The 26,866-nt window shown below is 35.9% G+C and carries 19 protein-coding genes; 5 read left to right on the top strand and 14 right to left on the bottom strand.

Features of this window, described 5'->3' with window-relative positions; all coding sequences use genetic code 11:
* Window positions 1-26 precede the first annotated feature (26 nt).
* The 3 genes from JMA43_RS01060 (at window position 27) to JMA43_RS01070 (ending at window position 3,562) form a co-directional block, all read left to right on the top strand.
* Entirely contained in the window at window positions 27-716 is a 690-nt protein-coding gene (locus JMA43_RS01060) for a glycosyltransferase family 2 protein (RefSeq protein WP_342154055.1), read from the top strand.
* Complete coding sequence (locus tag JMA43_RS01065; protein ID WP_342154057.1) at window positions 713-2,200, top strand: cellulose synthase family protein; 1,488 nt, start codon at window positions 713-715, stop codon at window positions 2,198-2,200. The genes JMA43_RS01060 and JMA43_RS01065 overlap by 4 nt, the downstream gene beginning before the upstream one ends.
* Window positions 2,201-2,353: 153 nt before the next feature.
* Window positions 2,354-3,562, top strand: coding sequence for a mannosyltransferase (locus JMA43_RS01070; RefSeq protein ID WP_342154059.1), 1,209 nt, complete (start codon window positions 2,354-2,356; stop codon window positions 3,560-3,562).
* Here the strand turns inward: JMA43_RS01070 and JMA43_RS01075 are convergent.
* The 4 genes from JMA43_RS01075 to JMA43_RS01090 form a co-directional block, all read right to left on the bottom strand.
* Window positions 3,548-4,420 (bottom strand): pseudouridine synthase, encoded by an 873-nt coding sequence (locus JMA43_RS01075; RefSeq protein WP_342154060.1) that lies wholly within the window; start codon window positions 4,418-4,420, stop codon window positions 3,548-3,550. The genes JMA43_RS01070 and JMA43_RS01075 overlap by 15 nt on opposite strands.
* A gap of 115 nt (window positions 4,421-4,535) precedes the next feature.
* Window positions 4,536-5,441 carry a geranylgeranylglycerol-phosphate geranylgeranyltransferase gene (locus tag JMA43_RS01080; protein WP_342154062.1) on the bottom strand — a complete coding sequence of 302 codons (906 nt, stop codon included), beginning with the start codon at window positions 5,439-5,441 and terminating at the stop codon, window positions 4,536-4,538.
* A gap of 9 nt (window positions 5,442-5,450) precedes the next feature.
* Window positions 5,451-6,389: a mevalonate kinase family protein gene (locus JMA43_RS01085; RefSeq protein WP_342154064.1), complete on the bottom strand. Its 939-nt coding sequence runs from the start codon at window positions 6,387-6,389 to the stop codon at window positions 5,451-5,453.
* A 113-nt stretch (window positions 6,390-6,502) separates the two neighbouring features.
* The gene (locus JMA43_RS01090; RefSeq protein ID WP_342154066.1) at window positions 6,503-7,594 is read right to left on the bottom strand and encodes a diphosphomevalonate/mevalonate 3,5-bisphosphate decarboxylase family protein; all 1,092 of its coding nucleotides are present in this window, start codon (window positions 7,592-7,594) and stop codon (window positions 6,503-6,505) included.
* A gap of 214 nt (window positions 7,595-7,808) precedes the next feature.
* Between JMA43_RS01090 and JMA43_RS01095 the strand changes: the two genes are divergently transcribed.
* Window positions 7,809-8,282 carry a TspO/MBR family protein gene (locus tag JMA43_RS01095; RefSeq protein ID WP_342154068.1) on the top strand — a complete coding sequence of 158 codons (474 nt, stop codon included), beginning with the start codon at window positions 7,809-7,811 and terminating at the stop codon, window positions 8,280-8,282.
* 130 nt (window positions 8,283-8,412) lie between these two features.
* Here JMA43_RS01095 and JMA43_RS01100 read toward each other — a convergent pair whose 3' ends face one another.
* The 10 genes from JMA43_RS01100 to JMA43_RS01145 form a co-directional block, all read right to left on the bottom strand.
* The gene (locus JMA43_RS01100; RefSeq protein ID WP_342154070.1) at window positions 8,413-9,663 is read right to left on the bottom strand and encodes an NAD(P)/FAD-dependent oxidoreductase; all 1,251 of its coding nucleotides are present in this window, start codon (window positions 9,661-9,663) and stop codon (window positions 8,413-8,415) included.
* A 148-nt stretch (window positions 9,664-9,811) separates the two neighbouring features.
* Window positions 9,812-11,053, bottom strand: a complete 1,242-nt coding sequence (locus tag JMA43_RS01105) for a hypothetical protein (RefSeq protein ID WP_342154072.1) — start codon at window positions 11,051-11,053, stop codon at window positions 9,812-9,814.
* Between the two features lie 272 nt (window positions 11,054-11,325).
* Window positions 11,326-12,072 (bottom strand): glycerophosphodiester phosphodiesterase, encoded by a 747-nt coding sequence (locus JMA43_RS01110; RefSeq protein WP_342154074.1) that lies wholly within the window; start codon window positions 12,070-12,072, stop codon window positions 11,326-11,328.
* Window positions 12,073-12,091: 19 nt separating this feature from the next.
* Window positions 12,092-13,882, bottom strand: coding sequence for an alpha-amylase family protein (locus JMA43_RS01115; RefSeq protein ID WP_342154076.1), 1,791 nt, complete (start codon window positions 13,880-13,882; stop codon window positions 12,092-12,094).
* 76 nt (window positions 13,883-13,958) lie between these two features.
* Complete coding sequence (locus JMA43_RS01120) at window positions 13,959-15,794, bottom strand: glycoside hydrolase family 13 protein (RefSeq protein ID WP_342154078.1); 1,836 nt, start codon at window positions 15,792-15,794, stop codon at window positions 13,959-13,961.
* Window positions 15,795-15,951: 157 nt separating this feature from the next.
* A complete protein-coding gene (locus tag JMA43_RS01125) occupies window positions 15,952-18,063 on the bottom strand; it encodes a glycoside hydrolase family 97 protein (RefSeq protein ID WP_342154080.1) in 2,112 nt (703 codons plus the stop codon).
* A 1-nt stretch (window position 18,064) separates the two neighbouring features.
* On the bottom strand, window positions 18,065-20,368 hold the full coding sequence (locus tag JMA43_RS01130; RefSeq protein ID WP_342154082.1) for a glycoside hydrolase family 65 protein: 2,304 nt from the start codon (window positions 20,366-20,368) through the stop codon (window positions 18,065-18,067).
* Between the two features lie 2 nt (window positions 20,369-20,370).
* Window positions 20,371-21,030, bottom strand: a complete 660-nt coding sequence (gene pgmB / locus JMA43_RS01135) for a beta-phosphoglucomutase (RefSeq protein WP_342154084.1) — start codon at window positions 21,028-21,030, stop codon at window positions 20,371-20,373.
* Between the two features lie 41 nt (window positions 21,031-21,071).
* Window positions 21,072-22,445 (bottom strand): MFS transporter, encoded by a 1,374-nt coding sequence (locus JMA43_RS01140; RefSeq protein ID WP_342154086.1) that lies wholly within the window; start codon window positions 22,443-22,445, stop codon window positions 21,072-21,074.
* 165 nt (window positions 22,446-22,610) lie between these two features.
* Entirely contained in the window at window positions 22,611-23,633 is a 1,023-nt protein-coding gene (locus tag JMA43_RS01145; RefSeq protein WP_342154088.1) for a LacI family DNA-binding transcriptional regulator, read from the bottom strand.
* A 314-nt stretch (window positions 23,634-23,947) separates the two neighbouring features.
* Here JMA43_RS01145 and JMA43_RS01150 point away from each other — a divergent pair, with 314 nt between their 5' ends.
* Window positions 23,948-26,857: a SusC/RagA family TonB-linked outer membrane protein gene (locus JMA43_RS01150; RefSeq protein ID WP_342154090.1), complete on the top strand. Its 2,910-nt coding sequence runs from the start codon at window positions 23,948-23,950 to the stop codon at window positions 26,855-26,857.
* The last annotated feature ends 9 nt before the right edge of the window (window positions 26,858-26,866 follow it).

The following is a 26,866-nucleotide window of genomic DNA, read 5'->3' on the forward strand; positions in this document are numbered from 1 at the left end:
TGCACACTAAATTTAGTTGCCTGTAAATGAAGCTCATCAAAGTAATAATTCCTGCGTATAACGAAGAAGGCTCAATTGCGCATGTCATAAAAGACATTCCGACACTAGTAGATGAAGTTATTGTAGTGAACAATAATTCTACCGACAATACGGTTACCGTTGCTACAAAAGCAGGTGCTACGGTACTTACCGAACCGCAAAAGGGCTACGGATATGCGTGTTTAAAAGGAATGGATTACATTGCTAAACAAACAACAAAACCCGATATTATTGTTTTTCTCGATGGCGATTATTCTGATTATCCTGAAGAACTTACCAAAGTAATCGCTCCAATTTTAGAGCAGAATATCGATTTGGTTATTGGTACTCGTGTAAAGGAATTACGTGCTAAAAACTCAATGACACCTCAACAAGTTTTTGGAAATTGGCTAGCAACTACGCTTATGAAACTATTTTTTAATGCGAATTTTACAGATTTAGGTCCGTTTAGAGCTATTAAATACGACAAACTTTTGGCATTGAATATGGAAGACAAAACCTATGGATGGACCGTAGAAATGCAACTCAAAGCAATTAAGAAAAACTACACATACATCGAAGTTCCTGTGCGTTACAAAAACCGAATTGGAGTTTCAAAAGTTTCTGGAACTGTAAAAGGAAGTATCATGGCAGGCGTAAAAATATTAGGTTGGATTTTTAAATACAGTTTTAAATGATTTTAGAAATAACATCATACCTCATTCTTACAGTTTACATTATCGCTTTAGTGCTTATTTTCTTTTATAGTTTAACGCAACTGAATTTACTCATAAACTATTTAAAAGCTCGAAAACAATTGGTAAACGAACCAAAGTTCGACCTTTCCAATCCTGATGAAATTCCAGAAGTTACCATACAACTTCCTATCTACAACGAAGCCTACGTGGTGGACAGACTTTTAGAAAATATCGCCAAAATCAAGTATCCGTCTAATAAATTAGAAATTCAGGTTTTAGATGATTCTACCGATGAATCTATTTTAAAAACTGCGGAAACCATAAAAACCCTTCAGCAACAAGGAATCGATATTAAACATATTACCAGAAAAAACCGAACAGGGTTTAAAGCAGGTGCTTTAAAAGAAGGACTCGCAAAAGCATCTGGTGAGTTTATTGCTATTTTTGATGCCGATTTTCTTCCAGCCCCCGATTGGCTTCAAAAAACAGTTCCCTATTTTAAAAATCCAGAAATTGGAGTCGTGCAAACACGTTGGGGGCACCTCAACCGAAATTACTCTTTACTTACAAAAATTCAAGCCTTCGCACTCGATGCACATTTTACCATAGAGCAAGTAGGGAGAAACGCAAAAGGCCATTTTATCAATTTTAACGGAACAGCTGGAATATGGCGTAAAACCTGTATTATCGATGCAGGAAATTGGGAGGGCGATACCCTTACAGAAGATTTAGACCTTAGTTACAGAGCGCAAATAAAGCAATGGAAATTTAAGTATTTAGAAGAAGTAGAAACCCCTGCCGAGCTTCCTGTAATTATAAGTGCGGCGCGCACCCAACAATTTAGATGGAACAAAGGTGGTGCTGAAAATTTCAGGAAAACAGTACGCAATTTAATAAACGCTAAAAACATTCCGTTCAAAACGAAATTCCACGGGTTTATTCATCTGCTAAACAGTTCTATGTTTTTGTGCACGTTTTTAATTGCCGTGCTCAGTGTACCCGTACTCTTTATAAAACACTACCAACTTATTCCAAATTGGCTATTTGATGTTACAGGAATTTTCATTGTAAGCACCCTCATTTTATACGTTTGCTATTGGTTTACGTACAAAAATATTCAGGGTAAAAGTTGGAAAAACATTGTTAGCTACACCCAAACTTTTGTTACATTTTTCACCGTTGTATTAGGGTTTACACTGCATAATAGTTTTGCAGTATTAGAAGGTCATCGAGGGAAACGAAGTGAATTTGTTCGTACGCCAAAATTCAATATCAAAAACATTTCCGACTCTTGGAAAGGCAATAAATACCTCGCCACTTCTATTTCTAGCAACGTAATTTTAGAAGCTTTGCTCGCTATTTATTTTGCCTTCGGGATGTACAGCGCCTTCGCCTTAAACGATTTTAGTTTATTTCCGTTCCACCTCATGCTCGTTATTGGGTTTGGTTTTGTATTTTTCCATTCAATTAGGTCGAAAGTATAAATGTTTACAAACTGGCAAAAACACAAACTCGCTTTAATTCTTTCACTCGCAACGCTATTATTTTATTTTAGCTTTGCTTACAATTTGCAACGAACTGACTTTATAAAACTCACCTTTTTATATGGTGCGCTGTTTTTTGTTTTTTATAAATTAGTGCAAACAAGCAAGTCTCATTTTAAATTTCTTTTTTACTGCGGAATTGTATTCAGACTTCTATTTATTGTTTCCATCCCCAATTTATCACAAGATTTCTATCGGTTTATTTGGGACGGAAAATTACTCCTCGACGGAATAAATCCATATCAATATACTGTTGAACAATTATTGTCTGCTGATTTTTTTACTGCTGAAAATTACTTAGGATTAAGAGCTGGCATGGGAGACTTAAACGCTTCGCATTACAGTAATTACCCACCAATTAATCAATTGTTTTTTTATTTGAGCGCCTTACTTGGCGGAAAAACAATACTTGGAAACATTATTGTTTTAAGAAGTTTTATCATCCTTGCCGATATCGGAATTTTATATTTCGGCAGAAAAATCCTTAGACTTTTACAGTTACCAAAGCATCAGATATTTTGGTACTTTTTAAATCCGTTTATCATTATCGAACTCACAGGAAATTTACACTTTGAAAGTGTGATGCTTTTCTTTTTTATAGTGGCTATGTATTGTATCCTTCAGCAAAAATGGATTTTAGGAGCGTTGCTACTATCGTTTTCGGTCTCGACAAAATTACTCCCCTTGTTGTTTTTACCTTTATTTTTACGCTGGTTTTTAAAAGATACTGCCCATTTAAAACTAAACTTCTTCCAGCTTATTGGGTTTTACAGCCTTGTTATAATTGGTGTTTTAGCTAGTTTCTTGCCGTATTTATCATCAGAATTAATTGCAAATTACAGCGAAAGTATCGGACTTTGGTTTCAAAAATTTGAGTTCAATGCAAGTTTCTACTACCTAGTGAGAGCTATCGGGTTTTACAGAAAAGGGTATAATATTATCGAACTTGCAGGGACGCGAATGGCTATTGGCGTATTTGTTTTTGTGCTATTTTTAGCGTTCTTCAGAAAAAACAATCAGCCAAAAACACTGTTTATTTCCATGCTTTTGGCTGTTAGCTTTTACCTATTTATGAGCACTACTGTACATCCTTGGTACATTGCAACACCACTGTTATTGTGTGTGTTTACAACTTATAAATATCCTGTGGTTTGGTCGATGGCAATTGTGTTAAGTTACCATGCCTACGCGCTACCAGATTTTAAAGAAAACCTATGGATTGTTGCGCTCGAATATTTAATAATTTATGCGTGCTTTACCTACGAACTCCTCTTCGAGAAGCGCTTATTAAAGCATCTTTAAATTGATTATTTCTTGATTGGTAAGATGGCGCCAAGTTCCTCTCGGAATATCCTTTTTTGTTAGTCCGCCGTAAGCTACCCTATCGATACTCAAAATCTCATATTCTAAATGTTTGAAAATACGAGTCACAATCTTTTTACGATTACTGAAAATTTTGATTCCGATTTCGTTTTTATTTCCACCTTCAATAAAAGTAATCTCTTCAACTTTTATTTCTTTCTCATCAATTACCAAACCTTCCCTCACTTTGTGTAAGTCTTCATGACGGAAAGTTTTATTCAGCGTAACATGGTAAATTTTTCTAAACCCTTGCCCTTTTGTTAAACGTGCAGAAAGCTCTACATCGTTAGTAAAAAGTAACAATCCTGTTGAGTTTCGCTCGAGAGTTCCTACAGGAGCAATACGACTTTTGGTAGCATTTTTAACCAAATCCATAACGGTGCGTTTTCCTCTTTCTTCGGAATTTCCACTTACAAAACCTTTAGGTTTGTTCAGTAAAACATACGCCTTTTTTTCTGGAGTAATATTGCGTCCGTCGAATTTTACCTCGTCAGACACTTTTACCTTATAACCCATTTCAGTAACAATCTCACCATTTACGGTAACATTCCCTGAGGCTATATAAATATCAGCATCGCGACGCGAACAAACACCGCTATTGGCAATAAATTTATTAAGACGAATTTCGTCTGGAGCTAATTGATTTTTCTTTTGCGTAGGAGTATTTTTTACAGGTGCATTCCCTCTAGCAAAACTCTTACCTTTTGCATGTCCACCTTGTCGTCCGGAGAATTTTTTACTTCCACCACCTTGTCTACTAGAACTTTTTCCTTTTCTAGATTTGTCCTCTCTACTCATAAATTATTTTTTTGCAAAGATAGGATATCAATAGCAAACCATCGAAAAGTTTGTAAAAGATAATTGCTACTGAAATTATTAAGAACAAATCCGTCAAAAACAGTTGAAATTCAACCTATAAAATTCTATTTAAAAGTAAATCAATATCGATTAGCAGAATACTTAAAACTCCAGAGATAATAATAAATTTAAGGATATTGTGAAGCACCAAATAATGAACTTTGGTAGAAGATCTCCACAAGAAAAATATAAAAACAAGCATTAACAACATACAGGCGTAAAAGAAAATATACATATAGCCAACGCTAAAATAACTCACCAAAAAATAGGATGGGATAAGGGTAAGTCCGCCTAAAACAGTTATAAATATTTTTGAAGTTTTCTCGCCATAAACTACCGGTATTGTTTGATAATTATGGGCAATATCGCCTTTTATGTTTTCTAAATCTTTAACCATTTCGCGCATTAAAATGATGAGAAACAGAAAAATGGCATGAACAAATATGACGGGTTGAAAATTTTTGTAATACACAAACACTGCAAAAAAAGGTGTAATGGCTAGTGTAGCCGATACAAAATTTCCTACAAACGGAATCTTTTTCAGTTTATGCGAATACAACCATATCCCGAAAATGTAAAGTGAGAAAAACACAACAGCTCTAAACGAAACATAACTCGCAAAAATAACCGATATAAAATTCAGTATAAAATAAGTGGAAAGCTTAAACCGCTGACTTACCAATCTGTCAAGCATTGATTTGGTAGGTCGGTTTATTAAATCTTTCTCGGCGTCATAAAAACTATTAATAATGTACCCTGCCGCAATAGCAATTGCTGAAGCCACAACAATAGCAAACAAATATGGATCGAATAAAACTTTCCGAACAGGAATATTGGGTGCTAAAATGTAAATGGAAGTTAAATATTGCGCAATAGCAATCATGAGTACGTTATAACCACGCACCACCGAAAAGAGGCTTAACAACTTTAACAACAATAGCTTTTGCCCCCTATTAAACATATGGCAATTTTAGAAGTTATACACTACTTCTAACTTGTGTCCTGCAAGTGCTTTTTTGGCTTTTTCGATATCTTGGGTAAATCCTAAAATATAGCCTCCGCCACCAGAACCACAAAGCTTAAGGTAATAATCATTGGTATCGATTCCTTGTTTCCAAAGTTTATGAAACTGAGCAGGAATCATCGGTTTGAAATTATTTAAAACAGTATTAGAAAGGTGTTTTAAATTCCCAAAAAGCGACTTTACATCGCCTTTTAAAAAGTCTTCAATACACGCATCGGTTTGTTTGATAAACTGATTTTTGAGCATGTTCCTAAACCCTTCTTGCTTCATGTTTTCCATAAAGATTTGTACCATCGGAGCAGTTTCTCCTATAATACCACTATCTAATAAAAACACAGCACCTTTCCCATCAACTGCTTGTGAAGGGATTCCTGTAGGCTCAATATTGTCTTTTGAATTGATTAAAATTGGTAAACTTAAGTAACTATTTAAAGGGTCTAAGCCTGAAGATTTTCCGTGGAAAAAAGATTCCATCGCTCCAAATATCTCTTTCAGTTTTAATAACTTTTCACGAGTTAAGTTCTCTAAAACAGTAATCTTATCGGTTGCATATTTATCGTAAATAGCTGCAACTAAAGCACCACTACTCCCTACGCCATACCCCTGCGGAATACTACTATCAAAATACATTCCACTAGCAATATCAGTATTTAGCTTTTCTAAATCGAAGGTTACCAATTGTGGTTGCTCATTTTCTAATTCAGCTAAATGTGTTGCAAAACGCTGCAGACTCTCATTTGACTTCTTGGCATCGTCTACCAAGTTTTCTTCAACTTTAAGAGCACCATTATAAAAATTATAGGGTATTGATAAACCTTTGGAATCTTTGATAATTCCATATTCTCCGAAGAGTAATATTTTTGAGTAAAATAATGGGCCTTTCATAGTTTACTTAATAATGAAAAAATATATTTTATTTGAGAATTTACCTATTCAACTTAACAATAAAGATAAACAAATCTGATACCATAACAAAGTGCTGTTTTAAACACTTTTATTTAACTATCAATCTCACGAGCACCTAAACCAATTTGATCGCAAATATACTGCTGATTTTTGCAATATGCAACGAGTTCGGTTTTAATAAACTCCAGAACCTCAGCCTTTTCTGATTCTGGATATAAAATATGTACGTTAGCACCAGCATCGAGGGTGAAACATACATGTAGGCCTGTTGCTTTTCTAAACTCCCATATTTTATCGATTACGGCCAAGGTATTTGGTTTCATCAAGATATAATACGGAATAGAAGTCATCATCATCGCGTGCAACGTTAACGCCTCACTTTCTACAACTTCGATAAAAGCGTCGAGATTTCCTGTTTTAAATATTTCAATCAGTTTAGAAATATTCTCATGTGCCTGTTGAAACCGACGTTCCGCAAAGGGGTGACCGTTCATTAAACTATGTCCCACTGTGCTACTCACTTTTTTCTCTCCAACATCAACCAACAAAATCGTGTCTTGGTAATTTTTAAAAACATCGGCTACCTCGGCTTCATATTTTACACCAAGTAAATCGCTGCTGTTTTTTATTTGCTGATGCTTTCCCCAGCTTACCAAAGGGCCTTCGATACTTCTACAAGCACTTCCCGAACCTAAACGCGCCAAAAAAGAGGCTTTTTCGTTAAAATAAGTCGATGTCATTTCCGAAGAAAATTGCTTTTCAACACTCATTAAACACAACGCCAAAGCACTCATTCCACTAGCTGAAGAAGCAATTCCGCTACTATGTGGAAACGAATTTTGTGTTTCAATTTTAAAATGATAATCGGTTAAAAAAGGTACATACGGTAAAATTCGCTTAAAAAAAACTTCAATCTTAGGAGCAAAATCGGGTTTTAAAACGCCATCTAAATACACCTCAAAACTAAAAGTATCAACTGAGTTTTCTTCTCTTTCCGAATACGATAAAGTTGTTTTTGTATGACAGTTATTTAGCGTAAAACTCAAAGATGGATTTGCTGGAATTTGATGTTCCAGTTTTCCCCAATATTTCACCAAAGCAATATTACTAGGCGATTGCCAAGTAACGCTACCCGATTGTAATGTGTTTTTATATGCAGAAGGAATATAGCTACTAACCGTCATTTTTAAAAAGTTTAGGCAAATATAACTTAAAGATACATCCTTGTCTAATTTTATCGCTTTCTAATCTTGTACGGAAAGATAAAGTCGTGATTTCAAAAAATTCTTTTTAAAAGAAAAATTAAAGTAACGTCTACTTTTTATTTAAATCGAAATTGAAAGATTTTAGTCTTTCACAAAAAAATAAATTGTTATTTTAGTGCTAGTTAAAAGTGCTATGAACAAAAAGTTAACCAAAATTATAATTGCCGTTGTGGCCTGTTTGGCTATTGGCTTTTTATCGGGTTTTGCAACGCAAAGCTCTGTCGACACATGGTACACCACACTTAACAAACCTATTTTTAATCCGCCTAATTGGATTTTCGCCCCTGTTTGGACCATTTTATACATCATGATGGGGGTTTCGGCAGGGATTGTTTGGGCAAAAGGGTTCTACCATTTATGGGTGCAAACAGCGCTTTATCATTTCGGATTTCAGTTACTTTTTAATGCAATGTGGAGTATTGTCTTCTTCGGATTCCACAAACCTTTCTGGGCGCTGTTAGTAATTCTCACATTGCTTGTACTCATTTTACTCACCATTAAATGGTTTAAAGTGGTTAATAAAACTGCAGCTTATTTGTTGTTCCCATACCTTTTTTGGGTTTGTTTTGCTACCATTTTAAATTTTAGTATTTGGCAATTGAATTAAGTACTAGTGAATAGGAAGAAGGTTCTAGGAAAAAGGGGTTAGTGTTTTTAAAACTGCTTCCTTGATTTTCAACACTTTTTAAAATAGGTCAATTTTATCATTCTTTCTCAAACTCACATTATTCAAGAATTTATTCAGCAATAGCTTGCGCAACAATGTAACCGCCCGTCCATGCATTTTGAAAATTAAACCCTCCTGTTACAGCGTCAATATTCATAACTTCTCCAGCAAAATAAAGGTTTTTGCAAAGTTTACTTTCGTAGGTTTTAAAGTTTATCTCTTTTAAATCAACACCGCCAGCAGTTACAAATTCCTCTTTAAAAGTACTTTTTCCGTTTACTTGAAAAGTTGCTTTTGTAAGTGCCTCCGAGAGTTTTTGCAAATGTGTATTGCTCAATTCTGCCCAATGTTGTTGCTGTGAAATTTCTGAAACTTCCAATAGTTTAAACCACAATCGTTTTGGAATATCGAAAGGCCTTGAATTGAATACTACCTTTTTTGCTTCGGAAGTTTTTAACTCTTTTAATTCTGATAAAACTTCTTCTTGATGGTAGGCAGGCAACCAGTTAATTTGAATTTTAAACTGATAATTTAATGTCGCTAAGGCCCGTGCGCCCCACGCTGATAATTTTAAAATGGCAGGACCACTTACTCCCCAATGGGTTATTAAAAGCGGACCTTGCGCCGATGCTTTTTGTCCGTTTTCCAGTTTTATTGGGTTTCCTTTATTGTCAAACAACATTACCGAAGCGGGTGTTGAAACTCCCATCAAACCATCTATTCTAGAGTCTTTTATATTGAAGGTAAACAATGAAGCTACCAGCGGAATAATAGTATGCCCCAACTGCGCCAATTGTTGCCAAATTTTAGGGTTACTCCCCGTGGTTATCACTACCTTTTTTGAATGAAGCATCCCTTGCGAAGTTTCTACTTCCCAAAGAGATTCATTTTCAGTTGAAGCTCTGATATATTTAACCCCACAACTGGTATTTACTTTTACACCTAACTTTTCTGTTTCAGCTAAAAAACAATCAATAATAGTTTGAGAAGAATTGCTTTCGGGAAACATTCGTCCGTCTTCCTCTATTTTTAGGGCAACACCGCGTTCTTCAAAAAAAGCAACAGTATCGCCACTACAAAAAGTATGAAAAGGACCGCGAAGTTCTTTCTGCCCTCTAGGATATGATTTCACCAATTCGTTCGGTATAAATTCGGCATGCGTAACATTACAGCGTCCACCTCCAGAAACTTTTACTTTGGTAAGCACTTCTTTTCCGCGCTCTAAAATAACTACGTTAAGCTTTGGGTTTTGCGTTGCTATTTGAATAGCCGTAAAAAAACCTGCAGCACCACCGCCAACAATTATCACATCAAAAATCATGATGCAAAGATATTACTATTTTTAAGGTTAAAACGGAATTCACGAAGAACTGTTTCTTGCCGATATTGTGATTTAAAATATTTTACTTCTTCAGATATAACTTCAAAAATACTTGACAAGTTTAATGTGAACACATTAACTAAGTTTCCTAAAAATAAAACATAAACCCGAAGCTAATTCGCATAGCGTCTCTGTCTTTTCCTTGGTCGATAAAATCACTGTTTACGTAACCTTCAGCATCGAGGTCTTTTATTCCGTAGTCCAACTCCAAACCTACAGTCATCCTATCGTACGGCTCATACATAAGATTTAAAATTCCGTAGTAATGCGTATGTGTAATATCGCCATTTAAATACACATCTGGAGTTTCTGTATCTTCTAAAAGTATATAACGAGAAGCGCCTTTATTACTAAAATGTGTGTATCCAAACACTACGTTACTATGCCATTTTGGGGAGAAAAAATACTCGTATGAAGCCCAACCTCCAACTACTGGAGTCGATTTAAATTTGTTGTTATCTGCCGGATATCCGTCGTAACCTTGCCCTGCAATAGTTGTCATATACGCTGTAATTCCTTGCCCCGCTACTATTTGATACTGAAAATTATTTTTGGTGTATGTTGGACTGTAAATTCCTGAAAAACTAAATCCGTATCCAAAAAAACCATCTTCTTCCTCTTGTAATTTATAGCGAATATATCTGTAAACCGACGAAAGTCTGATGTGTCCCCAATCGCGTTTGTATTTCATGGCGAGGGTTAAATCTGGCACATATTGATTGCTTTCCTCCACATACGGTTCGATATCTGGAAACCTATTGTAATCGTTTATTGGAGCCTCCAAACTTACTTCGTAAATATAGTTTTCGTTTCGGAGTGTGTTTTTATATTTTACATGCGGACTACGAAGCCAAATTCCCGATGGCGGACCTTCCCATTCCATAATATTTGGCCACAACACCTCATCGCCAAAGTTGTTCCAGTTTTGTCCTATTTGCCAATGTTCTGTTTCTACATAAGCTTTTCTTAAACGAATATGTCCGTCGCCTCCCCAAAAGTCGGTTTCGACAACAGCATCAATTTTTTTTCCGTTTTCTAAAACAATAGCAGTTTCAAACTTTATTTGCGTTTGGTATAAATCTACATGCAAACTTTTAGAATCGTCGGTTCCAAAAACATTAATGTTTCCAACATTAAAAGTTTCGCTGTCTTGCAAACCTCCAAAAACATCAAAATAACCGTTTAACTTCATATTTACACCAAGACTACTTTTGTGTTTTGGCGCTCCATCGATACTATCTTTTGATGTTACTGTTAAAAAACGGTCTTGTGCAGAAATACTTCCGAAGAATAGTGCTCCCACCGCAAACGATACAATTATTTTTTTCATCTTCAAATTTGATTAATACGTAGACGGGGGAAGTGCTCAAAAATACATAAAATAAAAAAACCACCTAATCAAAAAGAAAAGGTGGTTTGTAATTTATACGATTTATACATCAATATTACTGGAATAAAATATTTCTTTTTCCTTTTATCTTCATCATAAAATAAAACCGTAGCTTAGGCTATGCTTTGATTTTCTTCTTTGCTAAAAGAAAAAATCATCCATTTTCTTTTACAGTAAAATCAATCTATAAATGGTATTATTCTGAATAGCGTTTAAATTCGCTCTGGAAAATCGGTAATAATCCCGTCTACTTTGTAAGTTTTCATTTGAGAAATTGCTTCAGGTTCATTTACCGTCCAAGGATAAATCTTGAAATTTTTCGCTTTCATAGCCTTTACATTTTCAGCATTTAAACTTTTAAAATACGGATGAATAGCAACGGCTTTTAACTTTTCTCCTTCGGAAATAGCTCCTTCAATATCTTCTGAAGTTAGCACCCCTATCGGAATGTTCGCATTTAAAACACGTGTTTTTTCTAATTCATCCCACTTAAAACTCGAAATGATAAAGTCGGCATCTTTCCAACCTTTTTTAGCTATGTATTTTTGTACAATTTGATGGACTGGCGTTGCTGTATTCGAACCTTTCAGTTCGATATTTAACACCACTCTTTTATCAATTAAATCTAAAACTTCTTCAAGCGTTGGAATCTTCACATCACCTTCTAAAGACAAGGTATCTAAAGTTGCATTTGTGTAATTTTCAATAGGACCAGTTGCTTTTGTCAGTCTGTCCACAGTATCATCATGAAAGACAATAACACTTCCATCAGCAATTTTAAAAACGTCAATTTCGATAGCATCTGCACCTAGTTCGATACCTTTTTCTATGGAAGGCAAACTGTTTTCCACAACATGCCCTCTAGCGCCTCTATGACCAATTACAATGGGTTCTTCCATTTGATTACAACTTTGAAAAAGTACCAAAAGCACTCCTAAAACAACTCCTTTTTTTATCATTTTTAAGATTCTCTAAAATTTAGAGTTTAAAAATAAACGATTCTAAAGGAGCCAATGATACGTTTATAAAACCTTCACCGTTTCTTAATGTTAGCTTATTATTTTGTTGATACAACAAGTCTTCTAACTCATAATTTTCTGCTGATAAATTCCAAGCTGAAATAATATCTTTTGGAATTCGAAGTTCAAACTGATGCGAAACTTCCGTATCAAAATTGGTTACTACAATAAGTTTTTCTTCTGCTGAATATCGAACAAATGAAAACACGCGATGGTTGTAATTTTCGGTATGCTCTTTATTGTAATAATGAATTTCTCGACTTTCTCCAGTAAGTGCATCGTGACTTATAGCGACATTGAGCAAACGCTTGTAAAAGTCGCGCAACGATTTTTCTTCTTCGGTAGATTGACCTCCATCAAATTTTCCATTATTCATCCAACGTTGATGGTGTGGTACGCCAATGTAATCAAAAATTGAAGTTCTACTTGGGTCGCCGAAACCAGCATCTTCAGCACCAGGCTCTCCCACTTCTTGTCCGAAATAAATCATTAAAGGAGAAGTTCCAATTGTTGCCAAAACCGTCATAGCAGGTTTGGCTGTATTTGCATTTCCAACAAACTCCGGACTTGCAATACGCTGTTCATCGTGGTTTTCAAGAAAATACAACATATGCGACTCGATGTCTGTAAACTTATTTCGAACCACAGGAATATGGTCGGTCCACCCGTAACCTTTCATGATGTGTTTTAACGAATCGTACATATCCACTTTATCGTATAGAAAGTCCATTTTTCCTTTACGGATGTAATCTCTATACAAGTCTGGATTGTACACTTCTGCCATTAAAAAAGCGTCTGGATTTTTCATTTTTATAGCCGAATTCATATAGCTCCAAAACTCTACAGGAACCATTTCTGCCATATCGTAACGAAAACCATCCACTCCAAAATCAATCCAATACAAGGCGATGTCTTTAAATTTCACCCAAGATGAAGGCACTTCTTTTCCTTGCCAAAATTCGAAGTGCTTTTTATACGATTCATTTTCAAAACCAGCGGGTAAAGTATCAAAATCGCGATGTCCATCGGGGGAAACTCCATAATTTACTTTTACCGTTTCGTACCAATCGTTTTGGTCGGGTTGCGAAGCACGCGAACCATTGCCTGTCCATTTCGCAGGGTTTTCATCAAACTTCCCATCAATTAACGGGTTTTCTTCGCCTCCTAACGGGCGGTAATTATCACGCCAATTCGGCAACTTAAAAGGTTCTCCTGGAGTGTAATAAAAGTTATTATCTTTATGATATACTACCGATGTATCATCGGAAGCTCCAAAACTTTCTACACCTTCTGGACTACTTGTCCCTTCGTAATTTCTCGCAACATGGTTTGGAACAATATCAATAATAACCTTTAAATTATTTGCATGCGTACGATTTACCAACTGCTTAAATTCATCTAAACGATTTGCAGGGTTTGTAGCCAAATCTGGATTTACATTGTAGTAATCCTTCACGGCGTACGGCGAACCTGCACGCCCTTTTACCACTTCAGGGTCGTCGTTAGATATCCCAAATTCGGTATAATCGTTCACCAAAGCATGGTGCGGAACTCCCGTATACCAAACGTGCGTAACCCCCAAGTCTTTTATTTCTTGTAAAGCTTTATCGGTAAAATCGGCAAACTTCCCAACTCCATTTTCCTCGATAGTTCCCCAAGGTTTATTGGTAGTGTTTGTGTTTCCAAACAAGCGTGTAAACACTTGGTAAACTACTAATTTCGATGGCTTCTTAGTTTTTGTTTCTTCCATTGTTTTGGTATTAGAACAAGCAACAACTAAAGATACTAAGATTATAAAAAGAAAGGTGCTTTTTAGTTTTATCATTTTACAAAACTTCTATAATATAACTCGATTTTCCTGCAATTTTTAAAGTGTCTTTCAACGTAATATCAGCATCAGAAATAATATCTTTTCCTTGTTTGGCATCTTTTAAATTCTCTTTAAATCGGTTTAAATCTAAAGTTTGTGCTTCCGAATTGTTATTGATAACCACCATTACTGTATCATTTCCATTACTGCGGAAATACACATACACTTCGTTTTCTGGAATGTATTGCGTTGTTTTTCCTGTATGAATAACTTCTTTATTTTTTCTCCAATTGAAGAGTTTAGAAGTAAAATCGAAATAATCTTTTTGCGTTGCTGTTCTTCCTGCTGAAGTAAATGCGTTGTTTGCATCGCCTTCCCATCCGCCAGGAAAATCTCTACGGATATCGCCGTCGCCTTTTCCTTTGTCGCCTCGCATTCCTATTTCTGAACCGTAGTACAATTGAGGAATCCCACGAACTGTGGCCATAAGCGTCATTGTTAATTTGTAATCTTCAATATTCTGATAGATTTCATTTATTCTTCCTGTGTCATGATTTTCAGCAAAAACAAGAATATTATCAATATCAGGATATAAAAAGTCGTTTACGAAATTATCGTACAACTGAATTGCACCTTTATCCCACGACGGATTTTCTTCATTAAAAACAGCCGTTACAGCATCGTGCAATGTAAAATCCATTACACTTGGCAAATGCGAATTGTAGTTTTGTATAGCACCTACTTTACTGTCTTTTTGCCAATAGGCAATTTGTGCTTGGTCGTGCAACCAAATTTCTCCAACAATGTTAAAGTTTGGATATTCGTCCATAATAGCTTTGGTCCATGTAGCCACTCCTTCTTTGTCGTTATACGAATACGTATCGACTCTAAACCCATCTAAATCGGCATATTCAATCCACCAAATTGCGTTTTGAATTAAGTAATTTAATACCAACGGATTTTGCTGATTTAAATCGGGCATCGATTTTACAAACCATCCGTCCATGCACATTTTATAATCTATTTCCGAAGTATTCGGGTCCATTTGTGTGCTCATTCGGTAGTTGGTTTGCGCATATCCAGGAAATTGATGAATCCAATCGTACGTTGGCAAATCTTTAATCATCCAATGCTCTACACCCCAATGATTTACCACATAGTCTTTGATAAGTTTCATGCCTCTTTTATGCAACTCATCTGCCAAATTTTTATATTCTTCATTGGTTCCGTAACGCGCATCAATTTTATAAACATCGCTTTGCGCATAGGTATGATACGAGTATTCCGCATCGTTATCTTCGCATAAAGGAGTACTCCAAACTGCAGTTGCTCCTAGGTTTTCAATATAATCTAAATGATCTATAATCCCTTGGATATCTCCACCATGACGACCACCTTGTATTTCGCGATTTGCTTTTTCTGTCAATTCAGAAGCACTATCATTGGCAGGGTTTCCATTTGCAAAACGATCTGGCATCAGTAAATAAATCATATCCGACGAGTCGAAACCTTTTCTATTTGCTGAGTTTTGACGTCTAGATTTTAATTCATACGCTTTGCTATCAACAACTTTCTTACCTTTTTTGAAATTGATGGTATAGTTTTTTGCTGATGCATTTTCTGTTTCAATGGTAACAAATAGGTAATTCGGGTTTTCGGTTTTCTTTACCTCTTTTATTTTTAACCCTTCAATTTCTGGTGTTAATGAAGAAATATTATCTCCATAAACCATTAATTGTACTTCGCTTTTTTGCATTCCGCTCCACCAAAAAGGAGGTTCTATTTTTTTTATTTGTGCCTGAAGTGATACATGCATCAAAAAGGCCAATGCTACAGCTAAGGTATATTTCATTTTTACCATTTTTAGATATTTTAAAATAAACGTTTATTAAGTCATTTCGAACGTAGAGAGAAATCTCACTACTTGTGAGGTCACTAATAATCATATGTGATTTCTCACCCTTCGGGGTTCGAAATGACTCCTACTTCAAAACTATACTAACTACCCTTTACTTCTCTATAATACTTATTGCAAACCCACCACCAGGAGCCGATGTAAGTGTTAACTTCGAAGTATTGGTAACAGTTTGCTTCGTAATTTTATACGCCTGCGAATTGGTTTTATAATGCGCATCTTTTGCATCAGCATAAATAGTCGCTTCGTATTTTTTTCCTTTTTCTAGAAAGTCTAACTTGATAGTTGTAGTACGTGGCGTTGTTCCGTTTACATTTCCAACAAACCAATTATTACTTCCTTTAGCTTTACGAGCTACCGTAATAAACGCTCCTGGCTCGGCTTCCAAATATTTACTATCATCCCAATCTACTGCTACGTCTTTAATAAACTGAAAAGCATCTAAAAAACGATTGTAATTTTCTGGCGTATCGGCAGCCATTTGAAGCGGACTGTACATGGTTACGTACAACGCTAATTGATTGGCAATAGTTGCATTTAAATGTGAATTGTTATTCGGGTTCATCTTACTAATATCCATTTCAAAAATCCCTGGAGTATAATCCATCGGTCCACCAACTAAACGTGTAAACGGTAAAATAGTAACGTGGTTTGGTTTTGAACCTCCAAACGCTTGATACTCGGTTCCACGCGCAGATTCGTTCCCGATTAAGTTTGGATAAGTACGTGCAATACCTGTTGGACGAACAGCCTCGTGTGCATTAACCATAATTTTGTAATCGGCAGCTTTTTCAAGTGCATATTGATAGTGATTTACAATCCATTGGTTGTAATGGTTTTCACCTCTTGGTAAAATATCACCTACATAACCACTTTTTACTGAAGTATATCCGTGGTCGTTCATAAATTTATACGCTGCATCCATGTGGCGCTCGTAGTTACGAACAGAACTCGACGTTTCATGATGCATCATCATTTTTATTCCTTTTGATTTTGCATACGCATGAATTCCTTCCACATCAAAATCTGGATAAGGCGTTACAAAATCAAACACATAGTCTTTTGATTTTCCAAACCAATCTTCCCATCCTACATTCCAACCTTCTACTAAAACAGCGTCAAAACCATGTTTTGCAGCAAAGTCTATATATTTCTTTACGTTTTCAGTATTTGCAGCATGTGTTCCGTTTGGAGTAGCTTTTGAGTAATCGGTTTCTCCTAATTTAATAGAAGGAAAGTCGTTGGTATAAGCCCAAGAACTTTTCCCCGTAATCATTTCCCACCAAACACCTACATATTTTACAGGTTTAATCCACGAAGTATCTTCAATTTTTGAAGGCTCGTTTAAATTATAAGTTATTTTGGAAGCCAAAACATCTCGAGCGTCATCACTTGCAATCACTGTTCTCCATGGCGTATTAAAAGGCGCTTGTAAATATCCTTTATCTCCATTAGCATCTGGTGTTAACCACGATTCAAAAACCATGTTTTTATCATCCAAATTAAGGTGCATCGCTGGATAGTTTATCAAAGCTGCTTCGTGCAAATTGATGTACAATCCATTATCAGTTTTCATCATCAAAGCAGTTTGTACTCCCGTTGGCGAAAACGGAGTTTGCGAAGCATTTGGCGTAATGGCACTTTCCATTTTCCCTCTAATTTCTGATAACTTCGAGGTTGTATAATCGTACTCTTGCGTATCGTAATCTCCAGGAATCCAAAAAGCAGTATGGTTGCCTGCCATTGCAAATTGTGTATGCTCTTCTTTAATTACAAAATACACTAAATTGTCTTGCTGCGGAAACTCATAACGGAAACCCAATCCGTCGTTAAACAAACGAAAACGAACAATCATTTTACGATTTGTTTCTGCTTGCTTCAATGTAACAGCCAATTCATTGTAATGGTTTGTGATTTCTGAAACTTCTCCCCAAACTGGTTTCCATGTTTCATTCACTTCATCGGTGTTTGTTGCTTCCACTGAAAAACCATTCAAAAGCGATTTCTCATCATCTTTCAGTTCAAAACCAAGCTTACTCTCCTTTACAATATCTTGTCCTTTGTAAGTTAATTTATAAGTTGGCGTACCGTCTTTCAGCAAAGAAAAATCCATTACGAAATTTCCGTTAGGCGATTTTAATTCTTGAGCCGAAAGGTTACAAACTACCAATAAAAGCAGCCATGCGTTTAAAATTACTCTCTTCATATTATGCTATTTTTGAGGTTGCTTTTACGGCAACTTCTTTTCCATTCAGTTTAATCTTCAAATCTTCATTTCCTGTAACTGTAAAAGTTGTTTCTTGATGCGTTACATTCACCTTTACAATATTTCCTCTAAAATTCACTTTAAAAGAAAACGCTTTCCACTGCTCTGGAATACGTGTTTCGAACGTTAAATTCCCGTCTTTAATACGCATGCCTCCAAAACCTTCTACAATACTCATCCAAGTACCAGCCATCGATGTAATATGAAGTCCTTCGTGTACTTCTTTATTATAATCGTCGAGGTCTAAACGAGAGGTACGCAAGTAAAAAGTGTACGCCTGCTCCATGCGGTTTAAAACAGCTGCTTGGATACTGTGTACGCAAGGCGACAATGACGATTCGTGTACCGTAAATGGCTCATAAAAATCAAAATGACGTGCCAAATCTTCTTTACTGAAATGGTCTTCAAAGAAGTAAAATCCTTGTAAAGTATCGGCTTGTTTGATGTATGGCGAACGTAAAATACGGTCCCAAGACCATTTTTGATTGATAGGTCTTTCTTCTTTTGAAAGATTTTCCACCGTAATTAAAGCTTTATCTAAAAATCCATCTTGTTGTAAAAACACATTGTGCTCCTCGCTATAAGGGAAATACATGTTTTCTGCAACTTCCATCCATTGCTTTATTTCTTCTGAAGAAAGATTTGCTTTCGACATAATTCGCTCGTAATCGGAAGCATATTCGGTTTTAACCTTTTCAACATTTTCAGCAGCATATTCAATACACCACTTGGCAATATAGTTTGTAAACCAGTTGTTGTTTACGTTGTTTTCGTATTCATTTGGCCCTGTAACTCCAAGAATTACATACTTATTTTTATCGGTAGAAAAGTTTGCTCTTTGGTGCCAAAAACGCGCAATAGCAATCATTACCTCCAAGCCCATTTCTGGAATATAGCTGTAATCTCCAGAGTAACGAACGTAGTTGTAAATAGCGTACACCATCGATCCGTTACGGTGAATTTCTTCAAACGTAATTTCCCACTCGTTGTGACACTCTTCTCCATTCATGGTTACCATTGGATACAAAGCCGCGCCGTTTTTAAAACCTAATTTCTCGGCATTTTCGATAGCTTTTGGCAAGTGATTATAACGATATTTCAAAAGGTTTCTCGCTACTTGATCGTCTTTGGTTGCCATATAAAACGGAATACAATACGCTTCGGTATCCCAATACGTACTTCCGCCGTATTTCTCTCCCGTAAATCCTTTTGGTCCGATGTTTAATCGAGCATCCTTACCAGAATAAGTTTGATTTAAATGAAAGATATTAAAACGGATTCCTTGTTGTGCTTTTACATCACCTTCGATGGTAATATCTGCCATCTCCCAAATAGCAGCCCATGCATCTTTTTGTTTTTGCAACAACGCATTAAAACCTAAAGCTGAAGCTTCGCTTAATACTTTTAACGAAGCATCGATAAGTGCATCTTCTTTATGGTTTAGAGAAGTAACATATCCTCCCATTTTTTCAATAGTTGCAGTTTCTCCTTGGTTTGCCTTAAGTGCATAAGTAAACGTAGTTTTTAACTTTTCTACACTCTCGTTTGGCGCTACTGTAACTTGCTCGTTATTCAGAAATAATTTACTAATCATTCCTGTACAAACATGGTAATTGGTTTTGTTGGTTTTAGAAACTACATACCCAAAATTATTGTTTGTTCCTGTGTTGTAAACATCCCAAAAAGCATCATCCCAGTTGGTATCTTCATTTGTGATTCCGCCATCTACATACGGCATAAAAGTAATTTCTGCTGAAGTATTTAACGGCGTAACATTGTATTTCACAGCTCCAACCTCGTCCATTTCTAAACTTAAAAATCGAGTAGCGGTTACTTGTATTTGGATGTCGTTTGGCAATGTAGCTTTAAAACTACGCTGATGCCAACCTTCTTTCATATTTAATTCTCTACGGAAATCTTCAACCGATTTACACGTATTCAAATCGAGCATTTCGCCATTTACGAGCACATTAATTCCAATCCAATTTGGCGCATTAAGTACTTTTGCAAAATACTCTGGATAGCCGTTTTTCCACCATCCTACACGTGTTTTATCTGGGTAATACACCCCTGCGATATAGCTTCCTTGAAAAGTAGCACCCGAGTAGTGCTCTTCAAAATTTGCACGTTGCCCCATGGCTCCGTTTCCGATGCTAAATAAACTTTCAGACGACTTTACTTTTGCCGGCTGAAATCCTTCTTCTATTAAAGACCATTCGTTTGGTACAATATAATCCTGATTCATTTTTATTTAGGTTGAAGTGTTTTTAAAAAGTTGAATGTTATATCGGTGAAACTGGTAAAGTTATAGTCGGCTTCTTGTAAGCTATTTTCGTTTCCTAATCCTACGGAAATCATTCCGGCAGTATTGGCTGCTTCTACTCCTGCTTCGGCATCTTCAAAAACAATGCAGTTTGTTGGTGCTACATTTATTTTTTCAGCAGCAATTAAAAATACTTCTGGATTTGGTTTTGCTTTGGTAACGCTATTTCCATCTACAATTACGTCGAACAAATCCATAATGCCCACTTTTTGTAGAATTTTTGGTGCATTTTTACTTGCCGATCCCAATGCAATTGGATAGCCTTCTTTTTTTATTTCTGTAAGTATGCTTTTTACTCCTGGCAGAATATCATCTGCTGTCATTTTATCGACATACGTAAGGTAATCGGCATTTTTATTGGCAGCCAGTTCATCAAATTTTTCTTGAGAAACTTCGGCATTTGCCCAGTTTAATATTTTTTTAAGCGAATCTACTCTGCTTACGCCTTTGAGTTGTTCGTTTTGTTCGAGTGTAAGTTCAAAATCAAATTCGGCAGCAGCTTTTTTCCAAGCCAAATAGTGAAACTTTGCAGTATCGACAATTACGCCGTCTAAATCGAATATAAATCCTTTTTCTTTCTTCATTTTAATTTCTTTTTAGGTATAGTTTAATGCTTGAAAAAACACTAGTCTATAGTGTATGCAATTGCTTTTTTGTTTACGATAAGTAGATTGGCAAACCCTGCTAGAATTAAACAAATTCCGGCAACAACCATCGCATAAATGGTTTCTTCTCCTATAAATTTGTACGCATAATTAATTCCGCCAACGGCAGCAATAATTTGTGGTAGTACAATAAACATATTGAAAAGCCCCATGTAAACTCCCATTTTTTTGGCATCGATAGAACTCGATAACATGGCGTATGGCATAGAGAGAATACTTCCCCAAGCAATTCCTACCAAAATAAAACTTACATATAAATATGCTGGCGACGGAACGTAGTACATGGAAATAAACCCAATACCTCCTAAAATGAGTGAAAACATATGCGTGTACTTTCGGTTTACTCTTTTTCTAGATGAATAAAAAGTAAGTACGAGTGCAAAAACCATTGATGAAAGTCCGTAAACTCCCATAGCCGAACCAACGCTGTCGGAAGCATCTTGGTATTTTTTATTGGCTACATTAAATGCCGATTGTTGCACAGCATCTTGCATGTTAAATGCAGTCTCTACAGGCGCAGGCGCATGGTACACATGCTCGGTAAGTGCAGGCATGGCTAAACTCCACATGGTAAAAAAGGCAAACCAACTAAAAAATTGAATTACCCCTAACTTTATCATTGTAGGAGGCATATTGCCTATGTTTTCAAAAATATCTTTCAGGAAGTTTCCTTTAGAATCGGCTTTCATTTTCTTGAAGGCCTCCATATCTTCTGGCGGATATTCATCCGTAGTAAAAATAGTATAGAGAATAGTGGTTATAAAAACAAATGCCCCTATGGCAAAAGCAACTTTTACCGACATTGGCACAACACCAGGTGCCGCCTCATTACTTACACCCATCCAACTGATAAACCAAGGAAGGTTACTCGCAATCCAAGTACCAATACCAATAATAAGCGTTTGCACAACAAACCCGTAAGAACGTTGTGACTCGTGTAACTTATCGGCTACCAAAGCTCTAAAAGGCTCCATACTTACATTAATGGAAGCATCGAGCACCCATAGCAGTCCGGCTGCCATCCACAAAGCGGAAGAATGTGGTACTATAAAAAGTGCGATGGAACTTAAAATTGCTCCAATTAAAAAATAAGGACGACGACGACCCAACCTGGAATGCCAAGTTTTATCGCTTAAATATCCAATAATAGGTTGAATAATTAATCCTGTAAGGGGTGCTGCAATCCACAAAAGAGGGATGCTGTCTTTATCTGCTCCAAGGGTTTGAAATATACGTGACATAAATCCTCCTTGAAGTGCAAAACCAAATTGAATTCCTAGGAAACCGAAACTCATATTCCAAATTTCCCAAAAACTTAAAATACGCTTTTTCATTATCGTAATATGTTAGTTTATTATACGATAAGCGCGATGACTTATCAAAGCTTTAATCTAAATTGAGAAGTAAAAATTATAAACTTTGATGGCTGCAAGATACTATTTTTGTAGTTAAGAAACTAACTGCCTTAATGTTAAACTTTGTAGAACTTACGAAAACTATTAAATAGGTTTCGTAGATTCTCGTTGCAAAATAGAGGTTTTTATAACTTCTGTTTTGTAGCTCGAATCGTCGTCGTTATTTTCGAGTCTTTCGATAAGCATTTGAGCTGCTTTTTCGCCCATTTCGAAGCCGTGTTGAATAACTGTTGTAAGTGTTGGATATGCGTATTTAGATAAAATTCCGTCGCTAAAACCAACAAAACTCATTTCTTGCGGAATTTTAAATCCGCGATTGTGAGCCTCGCGCATAGCCACTACTGCATACAATTCGTTCACCCCAAAAACGGCATCAAATTTTTCAGTATCAAAAAGTTTTTTCACCTTTTCATCCAACTCTTCATCTTTATCCACTTTAACAATTAAGTTTTCATCCAACTCAATTCCAGCATCATAAAGTGCATTTACATAACCTTGGGTACGAAGTTTCCCGATAGACATATAATCCGCAGTAGTAATTAAAGCAATTCGACTACAACCCGAATAAATTAAATGCTGAATGGCATTGTAAGAAGCTCGCGCATCGTCGATAATAACTTTATCACAATAAATCTCATCTGAAGTACGATCGAACATCACCAACGGCATTCCTTGATTGATAACCTCTCGCAAATGATGAAAATCTTTTTTAAACAAAGTGTCTTTAGAGAGCGACAACAAAAACCCATCTATTTGTCCGTTTGCCATAGTCTCCATGTTAATCACCTCTTTATCAAACGATTCGTTCGACAAACAAACAATAACATTATACCCCAACTCATTGGCTTTATGCTCAATTCCGCTAATAATTAAGGTGAAAAAATGATGTACAATTTCTGGAATAATAACCGCTATATTCTTGGTTTTTTTATTCTTTAAACTTAACGCAATGTTATTAGGCTTATAATTATAGAGCTTTGCAAATGCTTGCACTTTTTCAATGGTATCTTTACTTATTTCGGAGCTATTACTCATAGCTTTCGACACTGTGGATATCGATACATCTAACTCTCTAGCAATTTCTTTAATCGTAATCTTTTTCTTCATAATACGGCAGGGAATCAAGGTCTTAATTCTACTACAAAAATACGGAGTATTAGGCTTCTTTTCTAATTAAATTGAAGATTTTAAAAACACCAGAAATTATACATTTCTTAAAATAGGCTATCAAAAATTATCGATTAAAAAAAATACCGCCCATATTCTCCGATTATGTTAAAATACGAAAAGTTCTCAACACTAAAACGTTTTCGTGACACCTAAAACCAACTCCAACGTTTTCTTTACCTAATTTTTACATAGTTTTAACATCGAGAAGTAAAAATTATAAGCTAACATTTTCACAATTATTTAGATTTCTTATGAGAATATTTCAAAAAATAACCCTACTAATGTTCCTAATTCCGATTGGCATTTTTGCACAACAATCGGTTACAGGAGTTGTTACAGATGCAACTACAAACACACCTATTCCAGGTGTAAATGTTGTTATTAAAGGTACAACTACCGGAACAACAACCGATTTTGATGGTAATTTTACTATTAATGCTGAAGACGGAGCAATTATCCAGTTTTCATACATCGGTTTTACAGCACAAGAAAAAGCCGTTGCAGGAGCAACTATGAATATTGTGCTTACTGAAGATACACAACAACTTGATGAAGTAGTTGTAATTGGATACGGTACTGTTAAAAAGAAAGATGCTACTGGAGCAGTAGATCAAGTTTCGACAGAAGACTTTAACCAAGGACCTGTAGTAAACGCAGGACAGTTAATTACTGGTAAAATTGCTGGGGTTTCTGTAACACCTGGTGGTGGTGCTCCTGGAGAAGGTCAAAACATCGTAATTAGAGGTCAAGGATCTTTATCTTTAACAAGTTCGCCTCTTTACGTAATCGATGGAGTTCCAATTGCAGAAAACAATGTTGGTGGTGCTAGAAGCCCATTAAACTTTATCAATCCAAACGATATTGAAAGCATGACCGTTTTAAAAGATGCTTCTTCTACCGCTATTTATGGGGCAAGAGCTGCAAACGGAGTGATCATGATTACAACTAAAAAAGGAAAAGGAAACGAGTTTAAGTTTAGCTATTCTGGTTTAACTACTTTATACACACCTACTAGCTATGTAGACGTTATGAACGCCGATGAATTTAGAACATTGGTAAACGAAACAGGAAGTGCAGATGCTATTAGCCGTTTAGGAAATAGCAACACCGATTGGCAAGACCAAATTTATGGTAATGCTTTTGGTTTTGAGCACAACTTTAGTACTACAGGAAACATTGCTGGATTTATGCCTGTAAGAGCTTCTATTGGTTATACAGACCAAGGTGGTATTTTACAAGGAGACAACTTCCAAAGAACAACAGGTTCGATCAACTTACGTCCTTCATTTTTAGACAATCATTTAAAAGTTGAATTAAACGGACGTGGTTCTTATACTGAAAACACTTTTGCCAATAGAGATGCTATCGGAGCTTCTGTAGATTTCGATCCAACACAAGCTATCTACGATGAAAACTCTCCTTTTGGAGGATACTTCACTTGGTTAAACAACGATAATGTTCAAAACAACTTAGCACCTACAAACCCTGTAGCGCTAGTAGATTTGAAAGACGATACTGCTGAAGTAAGACGTTTTATCGGAAATGCAAAAGTAGATTACAAACTTCATTTCTTCCCAGATATTACTGCTACTGTAAACGTAGGTTTAGATAAAAGTAATAGCCACGGAAGAACAGTAGTTTCAGAGCAAATGCCTTCTTCTCAATTAGATTGGAACGGATCTTTCTCTAACTACACAAATGAGGCTACCAACAAATTATTTGATGCGTACGCAACCTATACAAAAGAAATAAACGATGTACACAACATCACAGCGGTAGCAGGTTATTCTTACCAAAGTTTCGAAAACGACAATTATAGTTTTGATAGCGAAGCGGAAGAAGAAGGAAACAACCCAGTTAAAATAGACAAGTGGAGAAGTGTTTTACTTTCTTACTTCGGAAGATTTAACTATAGCTACGACAACAGATATTTAGTAACTGCTACACTTAGAGCTGATGCTTCTTCTAAATTAAATCCAGACGACCGTTGGGGGTATTTCCCATCTGTAGCGCTTGCTTGGAATATTAATAACGAAAACTTTTTAGCAGATGCTGAAAACATCAACGAATTAAAATTAAGAGTAGGTTACGGAGAAATAGGAAACGTAAACGGATTAGGAGATTACAATTTCTTGACCAAATACACGGCGAGTAGAACCAATGCGAATTACCAAATAGGAAATAGCTTCTACCAAACATACAGACCAGAAGAGTATAACGAAGACCTTCGTTGGGAAGTAGGTAGAACTTTAAACGTTGGTGTTGATTATGGTTTCTACAACAATAGAATTTCTGGTTCTGTTAATGCTTACATGAAAAAAACACAAGACTTAATCAGTTTTGTAACTGTAGATCCTTTTACAAACTTCTCTAATGGAATCGATAAAAACATTGGAGATATGGAAAACAAAGGTATTGAGTTAGAATTGAATGTAATTCCTGTACAAACCGATAACTTCAGCTGGAGTATTGGCTACAACGTTTCATTCAACGAAAACAAAATTACCAACCTTCCAGATCAAGTAGAAGTTGGAGGAATTAACGGAGGAACAGGTAACAATGTTCAGTTACACAAAGAAGGATATTCTCCTTTCAGCTATTGGGTTTACGAACAAGTTTACAACGAAGACGGAGCTCCAATTGAAGGTGCTTTTGTAGACAGAAACGGAGACAACCAAATAAACGATGAAGATCGCTATATTCACAAAAATCCATATGCAGATGTAATTATGGGGTTAAATACAAACCTAAATTACAAAAACTGGGATATGGCTGTAGTTACCAGAGCTAACATTGGGAACTACGCTTACAACAATATGGCTTCTGCAAAAAGTTATTTAAACAGAGCTACAGAAAATAGCATCCTTACCAACTTACATTCAGATTACTTTAACTCAGGCTTCGAAACAATTACAGAAGCTAACCTACAAAGTGATTATTATGTACAAGATGCATCGTTCTTTAAAATCGACAACATTACTTTAGGATACACACTACAAGATGCAATTCCTAGCACTACCCTACGTTTTTACGGTTCGGTACAAAATGTTGCCATCTTTACAGATTACGACGGTTTAGATCCAGAAATTGACGGAGGTATCGATAACAATTTTTATCCAAGACCAAGATCATTCGTATTTGGTGTAAATCTTAACTTTTAATCAGTATTT

The organism is Joostella sp. CR20, from assembly GCF_038433465.1.
GTDB lineage: Bacteria > Bacteroidota > Bacteroidia > Flavobacteriales > Flavobacteriaceae > Galbibacter.